12 protein-coding genes and 3 tRNA genes are annotated in these 16,019 nt (G+C 46.2%); 8 read left to right on the top strand and 7 right to left on the bottom strand.

Translation table 11 applies throughout. From position 1 onward, the window contains the following. Positions 1 to 15 precede the first annotated feature (15 nt). Both E4K71_RS07335 and E4K71_RS18555 read left to right on the top strand, forming a co-directional pair. The gene (locus E4K71_RS07335) at positions 16 to 837 is read left to right on the top strand and encodes a CHASE2 domain-containing protein (protein WP_167730344.1); all 822 of its coding nucleotides are present in this window, start codon (positions 16 to 18) and stop codon (positions 835 to 837) included. Between the two features lie 2 nt (positions 838 to 839). Next, the gene (locus E4K71_RS18555) at positions 840 to 2,258 is read left to right on the top strand and encodes an adenylate/guanylate cyclase domain-containing protein (protein ID WP_135078176.1); all 1,419 of its coding nucleotides are present in this window, start codon (positions 840 to 842) and stop codon (positions 2,256 to 2,258) included. Between the two features lie 66 nt (positions 2,259 to 2,324). On the opposite strand, the gene E4K71_RS07325 is transcribed toward E4K71_RS18555, so the two are convergent. The 7 genes from E4K71_RS07325 to E4K71_RS07295 form a co-directional block, all read right to left on the bottom strand. Then, positions 2,325 to 3,644: a TolC family outer membrane protein gene (locus tag E4K71_RS07325; RefSeq protein WP_135078174.1), complete on the bottom strand. Its 1,320-nt coding sequence runs from the start codon at positions 3,642 to 3,644 to the stop codon at positions 2,325 to 2,327. Between the two features lie 109 nt (positions 3,645 to 3,753). After that, positions 3,754 to 6,420, bottom strand: coding sequence for a bifunctional acetate--CoA ligase family protein/GNAT family N-acetyltransferase (locus E4K71_RS07320; protein WP_135078172.1), 2,667 nt, complete (start codon positions 6,418 to 6,420; stop codon positions 3,754 to 3,756). An 85-nt stretch (positions 6,421 to 6,505) separates the two neighbouring features. After that, the gene (locus E4K71_RS07315; protein WP_135078170.1) at positions 6,506 to 7,237 is read right to left on the bottom strand and encodes a Crp/Fnr family transcriptional regulator; all 732 of its coding nucleotides are present in this window, start codon (positions 7,235 to 7,237) and stop codon (positions 6,506 to 6,508) included. A gap of 248 nt (positions 7,238 to 7,485) precedes the next feature. After that, on the bottom strand, positions 7,486 to 7,950 hold the full coding sequence (locus E4K71_RS07310) for a helix-turn-helix domain-containing protein (protein WP_135078168.1): 465 nt from the start codon (positions 7,948 to 7,950) through the stop codon (positions 7,486 to 7,488). A gap of 239 nt (positions 7,951 to 8,189) precedes the next feature. After that, positions 8,190 to 8,265, bottom strand: a tRNA-Asn gene (locus E4K71_RS07305). 43 nt (positions 8,266 to 8,308) lie between these two features. After that, positions 8,309 to 8,384: transfer RNA gene (locus E4K71_RS07300), tRNA-Asn, on the bottom strand. A 12-nt stretch (positions 8,385 to 8,396) separates the two neighbouring features. Then, positions 8,397 to 8,470: transfer RNA gene (locus tag E4K71_RS07295), tRNA-Cys, on the bottom strand. A gap of 254 nt (positions 8,471 to 8,724) precedes the next feature. On the opposite strand from E4K71_RS07295, the gene E4K71_RS07290 reads away from it, so the two are divergent. The 6 genes from E4K71_RS07290 (at position 8,725) to E4K71_RS07265 (ending at position 15,952) form a co-directional block, all read left to right on the top strand. Then, positions 8,725 to 9,378, top strand: coding sequence for a protein-L-isoaspartate O-methyltransferase (locus tag E4K71_RS07290; protein ID WP_206201965.1), 654 nt, complete (start codon positions 8,725 to 8,727; stop codon positions 9,376 to 9,378). Between the two features lie 239 nt (positions 9,379 to 9,617). Further along, positions 9,618 to 11,015 (top strand): TolC family outer membrane protein, encoded by a 1,398-nt coding sequence (locus tag E4K71_RS07285; protein ID WP_135078164.1) that lies wholly within the window; start codon positions 9,618 to 9,620, stop codon positions 11,013 to 11,015. 78 nt (positions 11,016 to 11,093) lie between these two features. Beyond that, positions 11,094 to 11,864 carry a DUF2497 domain-containing protein gene (locus tag E4K71_RS07280; protein ID WP_240796891.1) on the top strand — a complete coding sequence of 257 codons (771 nt, stop codon included), beginning with the start codon at positions 11,094 to 11,096 and terminating at the stop codon, positions 11,862 to 11,864. A gap of 263 nt (positions 11,865 to 12,127) precedes the next feature. Next, a complete protein-coding gene (locus E4K71_RS07275) occupies positions 12,128 to 14,764 on the top strand; it encodes a valine--tRNA ligase (protein WP_135078162.1) in 2,637 nt (878 codons plus the stop codon). Between the two features lie 88 nt (positions 14,765 to 14,852). Then, a complete protein-coding gene (locus tag E4K71_RS07270) occupies positions 14,853 to 15,362 on the top strand; it encodes a hypothetical protein (RefSeq protein ID WP_135078160.1) in 510 nt (169 codons plus the stop codon). Positions 15,363 to 15,430: 68 nt separating this feature from the next. After that, positions 15,431 to 15,952, top strand: coding sequence for a hypothetical protein (locus E4K71_RS07265; protein WP_135078158.1), 522 nt, complete (start codon positions 15,431 to 15,433; stop codon positions 15,950 to 15,952). Positions 15,953 to 16,019: the final 67 nt, after the last annotated feature.

The following is a 16,019-nucleotide window of genomic DNA, read 5'->3' as shown; positions in this document are numbered from 1 at the left end:
AAGGGGCGTAAAACCGTGGCTGATGAAAAGAAAAAGGACAAAAAGAAACCAGGGAGATTGAGAAAGTTTTTCTCGGCTGCCCGTTTAACCGGATTGGTTTTTCTTGTGGGCTTACTTGCCGTGCAAATCCTTGATCCTTATCCGGTGCAATTTCTACGTATCAAAACATTTGATATGTTCCAGCGTGCAGAACCTCGCGAGGTTAAAACACGTCCAGTCACAATTGTCGATCTGGATGAGGAAAGTCTGGCGGAGGTTGGGCAATGGCCGTGGCCTCGCACGATTATTGCCGATATGGTTGCCAACCTGTTTAAAATGGGGGCTGGCGTTGTCGCATTCGATATTGCATTTCCGGAACCAGACCGCTTATCGCCCAATATGATTGCGCAAAATGTGCGTGGACTGGACCCCAGTGTTGAAAAAACGATTCGGGGGTTGCCGAGCAACGATGCCTATTTTGCCAATATCATTCGCCAAACCCGCGTGGTGCTGGGGCAAGCTGGCTTTGATCGAAAAATTGAAGATCAGGTCTATCGACCTCCGGTAAAAAAATCCATCGCCTTTAGAGGGGAAAAACCCCATAAATTTGTTCCTATTCTGCCTTCTTTGGTGAGAAATGTGCCTGAAATTGAAAAAGTGGCGGCAGGTCATGGCTTTTTCTCTCTTTTCCCTGAACCTGACGGGATTGTCAGGCGTGTACCGACCCTGTTCCAGTTTGATGAAAATATCTATACGGGCCTATCCATTGAAATGCTGCGCGTTGCGACAGGGCGACGCACTATCCTTGTAACATCTGATCCGTTGGGGGTTCAAAAGTCGGGATCGCCAAGGGGTTAATCTTGCCAACGGATAAAAAAGGGCGTGTCTGGCCGCATTTCTCAAAGCATGACAAGGCAAAATATGTATCTGCCCGTGATGTGTTAAGTGGCGTTGTTGATCCTAAAATGATCCGGGGCAAGCTGATCCTTGTTGGAACATCTGCTGTGGGCTTGCTTGATATTCGCTCAACACCTGTTGAAGGGACACTGCCGGGGGTTGAAGTTCACGCCAATGTGATTGAGGCTGTTGTCGACAAGGCGTTCTTGAGCCGCCCCCCTAATATGAACGGCGCGGAATTTATGCTGACACTGGGGGCTGGCCTTATCATGATCATTTTGGTGCCCATGATTGGGGCCAAATGGACATTGGTGCTGTTTTTGTTGATTGCCGGTGGTTCCGGTGGGGCATCCTGGTATTTGTTTGCGGAGAAAAAACTGCTCTTTGATGCCGGATTTGCCATGTTGTCGACACTTGGGATTTATGTCCAACTGACTTATATGGGCTATGCTGCGGAAGAGGCGCAGAAAAAGCAAGTCCGTTCGGCCTTTTCACATTATATGTCACCGGCTCTTGTTGAGCGTCTGGCAGAAGACCCAACCCAGCTTAAACTGGGTGGGGAAAACCGTGATATGACGTTGCTTTTCTGCGATGTACGCGGCTTTACCTCTATTTCAGAATTGTTTGATGCCGAAGGGTTGACCAAGCTGATCAATAAATTTCTCACGCCTTTGACCAATGTGATTTTGCAACGCCGTGGTACGATCGATAAATATATGGGCGATTGTATTATGGCATTTTGGAATGCACCTCTGGATGATGAAAACCATGAACGCAATGGCTGTTTATCTGCCCTTGAAATGATTGATTCCCTTGTCGCTGTTAATGAACGTTTGGAAAAAGAGGCTGAAGAAGAAGGCCGCCCCCACATTCCCTTGCGCATCGGGATTGGTTTGAATACAGGGACCTGTTGTGTGGGTAATATGGGGTCAGACCAGCGTTTTGATTATTCTGTTCTGGGAGATGCCGTAAACCTTGCGTCACGATTGGAAGGGCAGTCAAAGACCTATGGTGTGACAATTGTGATTGGGGAAAGCACTTATAAAAATGTGCAGGATCTCGCCTGTATCGAACTAGACCTGATTATGGTGAAAGGTAAAACCGAGGCTGTTCGTATTTATTCTGTTCTTGGGGATGACAAGATCGCGCAGAAGTCTTTGTTTACTGATTATGCCAAACATCATGGCGAATTATTGGTCCATTACCGTAATCAGGAATGGGCCAAAGTGCGTGAAATGATTGTCACGGCAAATCAGATGATTGATGAGCTGGGAATGGACCATCATGGCCTGTATGATCTTTATGAAGACCGTATGCTGGCTTATGAAACCTCTCCACCGGGGGCTGACTGGGATGGTGTCTTTGTGGCGACAACCAAGTAATTGTTCAATAGAAAAAGGCCCGCTGAATAAAACAGCGGGCCTTTTTCTTATACTTATCTGAAAGTATTATTCCAAATTTAAAACATCAGGTGTCAGCTGGCCTGTCGCAAATAAGACGGAATAAATTGCCAGACGGGTATCGTAGAAAAGTTCAGCATACTGAATTTTTGTCTCATAGACTTCTTTTTCACGATCCAAAACGTTTAAGACATCCACGCCTTCAGCTCCGTTTTCACGTTGCTTGCGGGTATCAATAAAGATCTCTTCTTTAAGAATGACATCATTTTCTTTTAAAGACAGGCGCTCACGTGTGGTTTCAAGATTGTGCCAGGCTTTACGCGTACCTTCGATTTGTTTACGCGCTGTATATTCATATGTGTTTTTGGAGGCTGCATAATCAAACACAGCCTTTTTCATGGAATATTCAGTTGAAAAACCGCTGAACAAATCCCAGTTTGCTTCAAGCAATACGGAATAATCGCGTCGGGTTCCCGCTGTTGCCCCTTTGTCACGTTCGTAGTTCATGGAACCGACAAGATCAACGGAAGGGTAATATTCCGCCTGAACGGTCCGTTTGTTTTCTTTGGCAATTTCAGCTGTTACGTCTTGTTTTAGTAATTGCGGGTTTGTTTTAAGCGCAATTTCAATGGCTTCATCCATCGTTTGCGGGATTAAATCCAGCGGCGGGTTGGGGTCAACCATCGCAGCAATATCGGGGGCATGACCAAAAATTTGCATATATTGGTCAGCCGCTTTTGCCAAATTACCTTCATATTCGACGCGTTTATCTTTTGCCGTTTGAAGGCGTGATTTCGCATTGAGAACATCAATACCGATACCAGACCCACGGCGAACCCGTTCATCTTCCAATTCCATTTGTGTGCGGATATTGGCTTCATTTTCTTTGGCATAATCAATGCGACGTGCATGCTTGAGAACATTCAGGTAGGTTTCAATGCCTTCCAGAAGCAGTGTCTGTTCTTCTTTGTTTTCTTCAAAGCTTTGTTCTTCTTTGCTTAAGCGGGCCTTGCGCACATTTGAGTTTTTAGCAAAACCATCAAACAGGTTTTGTGTTACGGTGATGCCTGCTGTTTGACGCATCATGGATGAATCGTCCTTGCCATCAGAATTACTGCGTTCTGTTGGGTTGGTTATCCATTCATAGCCATAGTCGCTTGTAACAGAAACCGTTGGCATTTGAGCCGCTTCCTGAACATCAATGTTTTTTGTGGCAGATTGTGTTGTCTTTTGCGCAGCTTTTAGTTTGGGGTGGTCGACAAGCATATTGCTCAGTTCTGTTTCCAGACTGGCAGCAAGCGTTTCAGTTGTGGCAGAAAATGCCATCAACGCACCAATACAGGTGCTGATGAAATAACGAGCCCGCACGGGATCGACCTCCAGATTAATTATCGTGCACTGAGAGTAGATATTAATTGTAACAGTGCCTTACGTCAAACTCTTGCTTACACTATAAATCGAAAAGTTTATTAAAATGTTACTTTTGTAATTTAAGGCGCACTTCGACGATATCTTCTTCCATGATTGTATGGGCTTCAAACCCCATGGCTTTGACCATATCCAGCATGGGCCTGTTTTCGCGTAAAATCTGTCCTGTGAAGTAAGCTGTCCCGCGTGAGCGGCAATATTCAATCATTTTGTTGAGCAGTTTCCAGCCCAGTTTCTGCCCTTTAAGGTCAGAGCGCACTAAAATGGCATATTCGGCTTCATCATTATTGGGGTCGGTTCCTGTACGAACGACCCCCAGTGTTTCCATGTGACCATCTTCTTCATGGGGGGCCTGGGCGATAAAGGCCATTTCCCGGTCATAGTCAATTTGGGTCAGTCGGGCCATTTCACTGTGTGGGAGTTTGCGCACAGAGCCAAAGAAACGGAAGCGAATATCTTCGGGTGAAATTTTCGTCATAAATTCATTATGGGCGGGTTCGTCTTCCGGGCGAATGGGGCGTATCAAGGTTTCGCGGCCATTGCGCAAGGTGAAGCTTTCTTCCAGTTCTGCCGGGTAGGGGCGAATAGCAAGACGACGGTTAGGGAATTTTTTTGTACATTCCTGAATACGCATTCTGGAATCAACAGCCAGTGCCCCATCTTTTGAACTAAAGATCGGGTTGATATCCATTTCAAGGATTTCCGGGAAATCAATGCAGATTTCAGAAAGTTCGATTAACAGCTGACACAGGGCATTCTTATCCACTTCGGGGTGGTCGCGATAACCATCAAGCAGGCGGCTGATATTCGTGCGTGAAATTACATCTTTGGCCAATCCCATATTTAAGGGGGGCAAGGCAATGGCACGATCACCAATCAGTTCAGTTGCGGTGCCACCTTCACCAAATAACATGACAGGGCCGAAAACCGGGTCATGGGTCATCCCGGCAATTAATTCGTGTGCCATAGGCATAGAGACCATTTTTTGCACAATATAACCATCAATCACAGCATCGGGATTGTAGGCCGTTACGCGCTCCTTGATCCCGCAAATAGCGTCTTCGACACTTTGTTCTGTGGTTAAAGACAGAACGACACCACCCACATCTGATTTATGCACAACATCTTGTGAGATGATTTTGACCACAACCGGAAACCCGATCTCGCAAGCAGTTTTACGGGCTTCTTCCATAGAGGTCACAAAGTGGGATTCGACCGTATCAATGCCATAAGCTTTCAGGATTTGTTTGGTATCTGTTTCTTTTAGCCAGTTCTCACCACGAGACAGCGCCTCATCAATAATTTTACGCACCTTAAGGCGAGCCGGTTTAATATCTGCGGGAACACGTTGGGGGGTCTCCATCAACATTTCCTGGTTTTCCAGATACTGCACTATATGCATAAAGGCCGTGATTGCCATACGTGGAGAGGTATAAGTCGGAATTTGATTCTCTTCAAAAACCTTGCGGGCTTGTTTAATGCTCTCTTCGCCCACCCAACAGGTCAGAATATGACCCTTTAGCTTTTTATGGGCCTCTGCCAGTTTTTGTGCACATTGTGTGCTGTCGCAATGCTTATTTGGGGCATGGAGGAAGAGAATACAGTCTGCTTCTTTACTGGTTTTCACAATCTCATAGGCTTGGGCGTAAATATTGCCATCAGCATTAGCCCCCAGATCAACAGGATTGCTGATTGATGGGGACTTTTTGAGAAGGTTTTGAATTTTCTCTTTGGTTTCGTCTGAAAATTCAGCCAGTTCCCCACCATTATCTAGCAGGTGATCACTGGAGATAATGTTCAAGCCCCCACCATTGGAGATCACAGCCAGCCTTTTGCCTTTAAAAGGTTTGGTCACAGAAAGGGTTTCAGCAGCGGCAAAAAGTTCTGCAATACTATTCACCCGCAGCATCCCAGCACGTTTGAAGGCCGCATCATAAACCAGATCGCTGCCTGCCATTGCCCCGGTATGAGATTGGGTCATCAGGGAGACGGCTTCGTGCTTTCCTGTTTTCATCACCAAGATGGGTTTGTTGCGTGCTGCTGCCCGTGCCGCTGACATGAAATTGCGGCGTTCATGGATAGATTCCATATAAAGCAGAATTGCTCGGGTAAAGGGGTCACTGCCGAGGTAGTCGATAATATCGCCGTAATCAATCCCGGAACTATTGCCCAGTGAAATAAAGTGTGAAAAACCGACGCCGTGGGCATTTGCCCAGTCCAGTACGGTGCTGGACATCGAATCAGATTGTGACACAAAGGCAATCTTACCCGGTTGAACAGGTAAGTGAAGGGTGCTGGCATTCAGGTTTTTGCTGGGGATAATCGCCCCCATACTGTCAGGTCCCAGAATGCGAATGCCGTATGTGCGTGTCAGCTCATTTGTATATTCTGCTTCAAGAGCTGTTTCAGCTTTTCCTATTAAAATTGCTGATTTCACCCCATTTTGGGCCAAGTTCTCAAGGTCTTCTTTCGGGGAGCGGGCTTCACAGCAGATGATTGCCAAATCTGGCAACAGGGGCAGGGAGGCAACATCTTTATATGTCAAAATCCCGCCAATGGCAGTTTGATCTGTGCTAATCGGCATGACGGGGCCGTTAAAGCCGCCTTGGGTCAGGTTTTGAATGACCAGATGGGCGTCATCATTTTTATTCTTACTGGCGCCGATGACACAGATCGAACTTGGCGAAAACATTTTTTGTAAATTGCGAATACCCATTACAAATCCCCCGTAATGCTGCGCTGCACATATCTGCGCGGAAGGGTACTCGAAAAAATGCTAAAAGCAAGAAAGAAAAGAGGTTTTAATAGTCAGCTTCAAAATCTTCTTGAAGAAGCGCTGTGCTTGGGATCGTAACAATACGACCTTTGAAGAAAGCCAGCTTATCTTCTTCCAGTTTTTTGATTGTACGGGCAATGGTTTCCGGGCGTGTTCCGATTGCAGCGGCCAGTTCCTGACGAGAGAGGGGAAGCTCAAGGACTGTTTCGTCCGTTTCGCCATCTTCATTGGCATAACGTGTGCGCAGGCCAAGAAGCAGGTGAGCCAAGCGCTTTCGCACAGGCTGGGTTGTGGTCAGAAGGTATAGTTCCTCAATTTCACGTAAATCTCTGGCGACCCGGCGGGTAAAGCGCACGGCAACATCCGGGGATTCTGCCAAAAGATTGTCCAGACTGGCCTTTGGGATAAAGCAAAGTTTGCTTTTTACCAGGACTTCGGCTGTACCTGCATGTTTTTCGTTGGCAAGAAAGGAACGATGCCCAAAAGCTTCGCCGGGTTGGACCAAGCGGACAACAGCAGAATTCCCATTAACATCTGTCTTACGAATGGCAATCAGACCTGCTTTCAGGCAATAGACACCATCGCTGTTGTCGCCTTCAAGGTAGATATTCTGGCCGACTTCATACACTTTATGGGTACGTTTGAGCTTGTCGGATTGTAGACCTGAACGGGCAAGGCCGCACAGCGACGAATCTTCACGTCCGCCACCACATGTTCCGCATTTTCTCACAGCGATCGGTTTTCCTTCTGCACCCATCTCTAACAAGTCTTATTCCAAAATCATTAAAATCAATAAATTAGAAGCTAAATTATAATTGGTCTTCTTTCAAGACTTCGGGATATCTTACATCCAAATTTATCAAATGGAATAAAAAAATGTGAAAAGACTGTAATATTTATGCCGTTTTTTTCATTGTGAAATATAAAAGGTCTGGAGCAACAAACAAAAAGAGCGACTGAAAGGACAGTCGCTCTTTTTAAAAAATCTGAAAAACGGAAATAAAATTAACCGTTTACAGTTTCACTTTCTGCAATCGCACGCACAACATCAATCACACGTTTACGAATAACCGGGTCTTGAAGGCGAGAGAAAGTTCGCACCAATTCCAAGGTTTGGCGGCGGTGCAAAGTCAGGTGCTCTTCTGGAATATCGCTTTCGGCTGTTTCACCCTGATAACCAGGGAAGGAGTCGCGAATGCTTTCGGGCATATCTTCAAAGAAGAAAGAAATCGGCACATCCAGCACGTTGCTGAGTTGCCATAGCTTGCTTGCGCTGACGCGGTTTGCGCCACGTTCGTATTTTTGAATTTGCTGGAAAGTCAGCCCAATGCTTTCCCCCAGCTTTCCCTGTGTCATACCCATGAGCGTGCGGCGCAGCTTAACGCGTTGGCCGACATGTACATCAACGGGGTGAGGGGTGTCACTTCCACGCGTGCCGGGAAGTACTTCTTTAGTTGCAGTTTTTGCCATTAGTCAAAATCCTGTGTTCTCGGTTTTGTCGTTTTAGAGGTGCGAGGTTTATTTTGTTTACGACCCCGTTTTCAAACTCGGTTGTATTATATAGAGGTTATATCCACTTGTCTTCATAAAAACGCAATCACAAGTGGTCGAATGTGCAATTTTTTGCGTATATCTATTTTAAGGTATTGAAAAACAACAAAACATAAAACAAAAAAACACCCTCATTAGGACATGAGGGTGTTTTAAATTGGCTCCGCCTGCTGGGCTCGAACCAGCGACATATGGATTAACAGTCCACCGTTCTACCGACTGAACTAAGGCGGATCAGAAAAAACTGATCACCGATGATTACAGACCAACACTCTATTGGCTCCGCCTGCTGGGCTCGAACCAGCGACATATGGATTAACAGTCCACCGTTCTACCAACTGAACTAAGGCGGATTAGCGAAAATGTGGAGGCGCGGAGCGGATTCGAACCGCTGTTCACGGATTTGCAATCCGCTGCATAACCACTCTACCACCGCGCCCAATCACATTAGAAGCTGTTGGCTGTAACCATCGGCGGACCGGAAATTAGTCGGATGGCACTCTCGGGTCAATGGGTTTTTTTATTTTTTTTTGAATTTTTTGCGTTTAGGGCCAAAAACTTGGGTTTTTATGGGAAAGAGAGTTCCCCTCTTTTTAGGGTAGGGAAGGTGAAAAAGAACAGATGATATATATGTTTTCATTTCCGATGGATGGCATGTTATGGTTTTAGTTCCTTGATTGCAGGAGGGACATTATGGATTACGCGCTTTCACGATTTAATATGATTGAAGGGCAGATCAAGACAAACCGGGTAACAGACCCTTATGTTTTGGAGGCAATGGGTGAAGTGCCGCGTGAAGCGTTTGTTCCCAATGCAAAAAAAGGTGTTGCCTATATTGATGATGCAATCGAAGTGGCAAAAGGGCGATTCATATTGGAACCGATGGTTATGGCCCGAATGTTGGAAGTTGCGGAACTTCAGAACGATGACATCGTTTTAGACATCGGTTGCAATACAGGCTATTCAACGGCGGTGTTGGCAAAAGTGGTCAGTACGGTTGTGGCTTTGGAATCTGATGAAAAGCTCGCTCATCAGGCAACGGAAACCTTAAATAGTCTTGGGATTGACAATGCTGTTGTGGTCACGGGGCGTTTGTCTGATGGTGTCGCCAAGCAGGCCCCGTATAATGTCATTTTCTTTAATGGTTCTGTTTCTGAAATTCCAGATTCGATTAAACAACAGCTTGCTGATGGTGGTCGATTGATCTGTATGGTTGCAGGTGATTCCATCTTGTCTACAGTGAGTGTGTATACAAGACGTGATGAGTTTTTTTCGAAACGTGATGTTCTTGAAGCTGGTGTAGCTCGACTGCCCGGTTTTGAGGTTGAAAAGGGATTCTCCTTTTAAGTATTTGAAAATATTAAATAAGATTGCATCTGTGTTTTTAGGTGCTAGGCGTTTTCAGTTTTCCGATTAAAAAAAATAAACGTGAATTACTTCACTTTTATCCCCTCAATTTAGCTGTAAATAAAAAGTTTAGAAAATTCTGTTAAAAAACATTTGGTTACAAGTGTCTGAATCCTTTGCGTTTTGAAAAGCAGATGGTTAGACTGTGCAAAAATTGTGTGAGTGATATGAGAAATCTAATGAATTTGAGAAAAAACTTTCTGGTAGGCGTTGCGCTTGGAGCATTGACGCTCAGTACTCAAGCGAATGCAGAAACCCTACGAGAAGCGCTTGTTAAAGCTTATCTCAACAATCCGTCTCTGAATTCAGAACGTGCAAGTGTGCGCGCAACGGATGAGGGGGTGTCGCAAGCTTTGGCGAATTGGCGCCCGGATGTTTCCTGGTCGGGTTCAGCTTATCGTTCACAAAATGAAAATAACGCAAGAATTGGTGATCAGCGCAAACAAACACTCACACCGCTGTCCAGTACCTTTAGTGTGACACAACCAATTTTTCGTGGTTTTCAGACAATCGCTGCGACAGATGAGGCCGAAGCCAACGTAATGGCCGCGCGCTATAACCTGCTGGAAACGGAACAAACGGTTCTGTTTGATGCGGTAACAGCTTATTCCAACATTGTGCGCGACATTGCTGTTTTGGAATTGAATAAAAACAACGAACAGGTTTTGCGCCGCCAGTTTGAAGCAACAACAGACCGCTTTGAAGTCGGTGAACTGACCCGTACGGATGTCAGTCAGGCCAAAGCCCGTTTTGCAAAATCAACAGCTGATCGCATTCAGTCCGAAGGGGATTTGGAAGCTGCACGTGCTGTTTATGAAAATGTGATTGGTGAGGTGGCAACCAAGCCGCTTCCATCACCTTTGCCAAGCGATATTCCAAATACGATTGAAGAAGCCATTGATCGCGCCCTGAAAAATAACCCCACATTGTTGGCGGCTCTTCAGGATGAAAAAGCGGCAATGGAAAATATTAAGGAAACAGCAGGTAAGCTTTTGCCTGAATTGAATCTGGTTGCAAGCCATGAGACGGCGTTGGAGTCATCAAGCATTGGTAGTCGTTCTGATACGGCTAGAATCGGCCTGACTCTTTCTGTACCGTTTTATCAACAGGGCAGTGTGTATTCACAGGTGCGTGAAGCCAAGCAAACTGCGGCTGAAAAACGTATGGATATGGAACAAGCCCGCCGTAATGTGGTTGAAAGTGCCAAAACGGGGTGGGAAGGGCTTGTAACAGCGCGAGCGCGTATCCAGTCTTTCCTGGCGCAGATTCGTGCAGCGGAAGTTGCTTTGGATGGTGTGCAGCGTGAAGCCTCTGTTGGCTCACGGACCGTTCTTGATGTTCTTGATGCCGAACAGGAATTGCTGGATGCAAAAGTAAGCCTTGTTCGTGCGCAACGTGATGAGCTGGTTGCTGTGTATGAACTTAAGCAGGCTTTGGGCGATCTAACTGCTGAGAAGCTTGCTTTGGATACAGGGGTTTATGATCCAACAGTTCATTACGATGAAGTTCGTGATGCATGGATTGGTACTTCTTCCGTCGGCGATATTGACGACATGGAAAAAGTAGATAACGATTAATTAAGGTGAAGACGTGTAAAATAGTCTATAAATCGTAAGATTTTTGATTTTTACACTTTTAATTCGGGTGTTGTAGATATGAGTGAAGAAAATACAGAAGCAGCAGAAGACGGCGCAGAACCGTCAATGGAGGACATTCTTGCCTCTATCAGGCGCATTCTGTCTGAAGATGAGGAAGAAGAGGGTGCTGCAACTGAAGCTGCTGCTGCTCCAGAACCTGCTCCTGAGCCCGAACCAGAACCAATGCCCGAGCCTGAGCCGGAACCCGAACCTGAACCAATGCCTGAACCAGAGCCGGAGCCGGAGCCCGAACCTGAACCAGAGCCGGAGCCCGAACCTGAACCGATTCCTGAGCCGGAACCCGAACCGGAACCAATGCCTGAGCCCGAGCCCGAGCCTGTCATTGAGTTAGAAGAACCCGAGCCTGAGCCAGAACCGGAACCTGTGTTTGAGCCCGAGCCGGAACCCGAACCAGAGCCAATCGTCGAAGATTTGGATATTGATGATGATATCCTTGATCTGACATCGGATATGATGATTGACGAACCGGAACCTGTGTTTGAGCCGGAACCAACACCTGTTACAGCATCTGCTGTTGCAGATCGAATCGTCTCACCTCCAACCGCAGATGCATCAACCGATGTGTTGTCAGAACTGGCAAAAGCCATTCTGGATCAGCGCGACGTTGCTGTGGGGACACGTGATATCACGCTGGAAGGTTTGACACGTGAAATGCTGCGCCCGCTTTTGAAAGAATGGCTGGATCGTAACCTGCCATATCTGATTGAGCGCTTGGTGAAGAAAGAAATCGACATCATGATCAACCGCGCAGAACGTCTGGAAGACTAAAAAACGCGTTGATTGCTAAAAACCAAACGCCCGGGGTTGTCCTCGGGCGTTTTGGCGTTTATTAAATGGCCTAGGGTCAGAATCTATTCATTTAATGAATTTGGCTGAGCTAAAAATAACGCAAAGGCTACGTCAATGACGCTTGAAAGAGAATACTCTCCCTGCAAGTCATTTCCTTACCTTACGGCATTTTTACAAACCAAACCCAATAAGTGAATAGGTTCTGATCCTAGATATTCATTACCTAAAGAAGGCCGTCATCTATGCTGGACAAGACATTCAACCCCGGTGCAGTCGAAGCGAAACACTATAAGCTTTGGGAAGATAACAACGCATTCGCAGCCAATCATGAAACAGGCAAAGACCCTTACACGATCATGATGCCACCGCCAAATGTGACAGGCAGCCTTCACATGGGTCATGCTTTGACGTTTACCTTGCAGGATATCCTTATTCGTTATAACCGAATGAAGGGGAAAGATTCTCTGTGGCAACCAGGTACTGACCACGCTGGTATTGCAACACAGATGGTTGTTGAACGTCGCCTGGAAGGTGAGGGTGTGACCCGTCATGATTTAGGCCGTGACAAATTCATCGATAAAATCTGGGAATGGAAAGAAGAATCCGGTGGAACGATTGTCAATCAGTTGCGCCGTCTGGGTGCGTCGGCTGATTGGGCAAAAGAACGTTTCACAATGGATGAAGGTTTGTCTGAAGCTGTGCGCAAAGTTTTCGTTCAGCTTTATAAAGAAGACCTGATCTATCGTGACAAAAAACTGGTGAACTGGGACCCGAAACTGCATACAGCGATTTCTGACCTTGAAGTTGAACAGCGCGAAACCAACGGGAAGATGTGGTACTTCAATTATCCGATTGAAGGCGAAGAGGGCAAGTTCATCATGGTGGGCACCACACGCCCGGAAACCATGCTGGGTGATACCGGTGTTGCGGTCCATCCTGATGACGAACGCTACAAGGACCTTATTGGTAAAAATGTGATCCTGCCGATCGTTAATCGTCCGATTCCAATTGTGGCTGACGAATATGCGGACCCTGAAAAAGGGTCTGGTGCGGTGAAAATCACACCGGGTCATGACTTCAATGACTATGAAGTGGGTAAGCGTTGTGATTTGGAAATTATCAACGTTCTTGATATCAATGCCGACCTGAATGAAAATGTGCCTGAAAAATATCAGGGCATGGAACGTTTTCAGGCCCGCGACAAAATTGTTGCTGAGATGGAAGAACTCGGTCTTCTTGTCAAAATTGAAGATAACCCGATGACTGTTCCTTATGGGGATCGCTCCGGTGTTGTTATTGAACCGTGGCTGACAGACCAGTGGTTTGTGAAGGCTGATGTGTTGGCAAAGCCAGCACTGGAAGCTGTTGAAACAGGTAAGACACGCTTTGTCCCGAAGCAATGGGAAAACACTTATTATGAATGGATGCGCAATATCCAGCCCTGGTGTATTTCCCGTCAAATCTGGTGGGGCCATCAAATCCCGGCATGGTTCGATGAAGACGGCAATGTTTATGTGGAAATGACCGAAGAAGAGGCACAAGCTGCCGCAGGTGAGGGGGTGAAACTGACCCGTGAAACCGACGTGCTTGATACCTGGTTCTCTTCTGCATTATGGCCGTTTTCAACACTAGGCTGGCCGGAAAAGACGCCGGAGCTGGAAAATTATTATACAACAGATGTGTTGGTGACTGGGTTTGACATCATCTTCTTCTGGGTTGCCCGCATGATGATGATGGGGATCCACTTTATGGGTGAGGTGCCGTTTAAAGATATCTACATTCATGCCCTTGTGCGTGATGAGCATGGCGCTAAAATGTCTAAGTCCAAAGGCAATGTGATTGATCCACTGGACTTGATTGATGAATACGGTGCAGATGCGATGCGCTTTACCCTGACAGCCATGGCTGCACAGGGGCGCGATATCAAGCTGGCAACAAGCCGGGTTGAGGGCTATCGTAACTTTGCAACGAAACTATGGAATGCCGCACGTTTTTGCCAGATGAATGGCTGTAAGCCTGTTGCCGATTTTGATGCAGCTTCCGTTAAACATCCTGTGAACCGCTGGATTGTCGGCAAAGTCGGTGAAGTGGCCGCAGAAGTGGGGCGCCATATTGATGATTATCGTTTTAACGAGTCTGCAAATGCTATTTATGGCTTTGCCTGGGGGACATTCTGTGACTGGTATCTGGAATTCACCAAGCCGATCTTGAATGGGGAAGATCAAGGGGCAATTGAAGAAACCAAAGCGACAACGGCTTGGGTTCTGGATCAAATCCTTCATGTGCTTCACCCGATTATGCCTTACATTACGGAAGAGCTGTGGGAATCCATGGCTGATGAACGTGATATGCAGCTCATCAGCGCATCGTGGCCCCAAAAGCTGTTGGATGATCAGGATGCCAACGAAGAAATGGATTGGCTGGTTCAATTGATTTCTACAATCCGTACGGCGCGTTCAGAACTGAATGTACCGGGCAGTGTGAAACTGGATGTGTATCTTGAAGGTGCGAGTGAGAAAACAGCGCAACGCCTGGAGCGCAATATGGATTTGATCCTGCGCATGGCACGTCTTGAAAAGGTTGATCTGGTTGAACAGGCTGTGGCACAGGGCTGTGTTCAGGAAGTTGTGGCTGAATCTACAGTCTTCATCAATGTGGTTGATCACATGGATGTCGAAGCGGAAAAAGCGCGTTTGGAAAAAGAAATTGCCAACCTTGATAAGATCATCATGGGTAAGCAGAAGAAACTTTCAAATGAGAAGTTCGTCAATAATGCACCGGCTGAGGTTGTCGCAACCGAGCGCACGAAAGTGACGGAACTGACTGAGAAAAATGATAAGTTTAAAGCCGCTTTGGAACGTCTCGTTTCTGCGCTTTAACAGATTCTTTGTGATTTCACTTATATGATGAAAGCCTTACCTGTTTTGGTAAGGCTTTTTTCGTTACAGCTATTAAAGACTAAGAACAATGGGCAAGCACGAACCAACACCAGAAGAACGCGCCGAATATATTGTGAAGCGACTTGAACTTTTTATTCGGGAAAATCGTCAACCTTTTAAGGGAATGAATTTTAACAAGTGGCAGCAGCTTGCTCGCAGTGAGATTGCCAATTCCATGCGTGATTATCAAAAAACTCAATATGATGATAATCAGGTCAGTCGACGCATGCTGTTTATTTTTGGCTCCAGCCTCGCCACAATTGGTTTTTGGGGTGTTGCTGCGGCTTTTGGGCGCATTGATTATATGCTGGCGGGAATGGTCTGCTTGATCGCAGGTATTTTGATTCTTGCCCATGCCGGGGAGTGGATGACCCGTAAAATGTGGAAAAAGGCAAAAGCGAAAAAACGTGAGCGCATGTATAACAACGCCGTGGCTTTGGACCGCCAGATTAAGCAAATGGAAAAAGAGCTTAAGGACAAAGCCAAAGATTTGGAAAAGGCCGTTGGTGCTGTGGGAAAAGCTGTTTCCAAAAAATAATAAAAAAAGATTTGAAATCTGATTTTGACTCCCCACTTAAGAGGTCGGCTTAGTGGATGGAGGCTTATATGGCGTTTAGGGTAGAGTTTAGGCCCCGAAATATTGATTTTGGGCCGACAAATTCGCTTTTTAACGGGTATCAGGCAGATACCGAAAAAATAAATGGCATTCTGGATATTGCTGATAAATTTGATGTGGTCTTGTTCAGTGCTGAAAATACTCTGATTAAAGATGGCTTTACATTACCTTCCGGGGCCGTTGTTGTACCACAACTTCGACAAATGGGTAAAAAGCTGGCCGTTTTTAGTGTGGATGAACGGTGTAGCCGTGAAGAGACAACGGCAAAGATGAACCATCATGGGCTCTCTTTTACACCTGAACGTATTCTGCAACGAAGTGATCTGGCAAAGTTAGATGAAAAATTCCCACTGGCCTCGCGCCGGCGAATTTTAATGGTCTGTAGTGATCTTGTCAGTGAAGTGACGCTGGGACAATCCCATCAATTAACAACACTTCTTGTGGTGTTTGACCATCAGGACAAAACACAAGCGTTGGGGATTGAACCGGACTTTATCTCCTTTAGCGTATAAACCTTTTCAAAAGCCCGACATATAGGTATTGTAGTCGCCCCGCAGGATAGAATTGCGGGGCGTTTTA

This window comes from Terasakiella sp. SH-1 (genome assembly GCF_004564135.1).
Lineage (GTDB): Bacteria > Pseudomonadota > Alphaproteobacteria > Rhodospirillales > Terasakiellaceae > Terasakiella.
The sequence above is the reverse complement of the archived record's forward strand: the minus strand, read 5'-3'. Positions and strand labels throughout refer to the sequence as shown.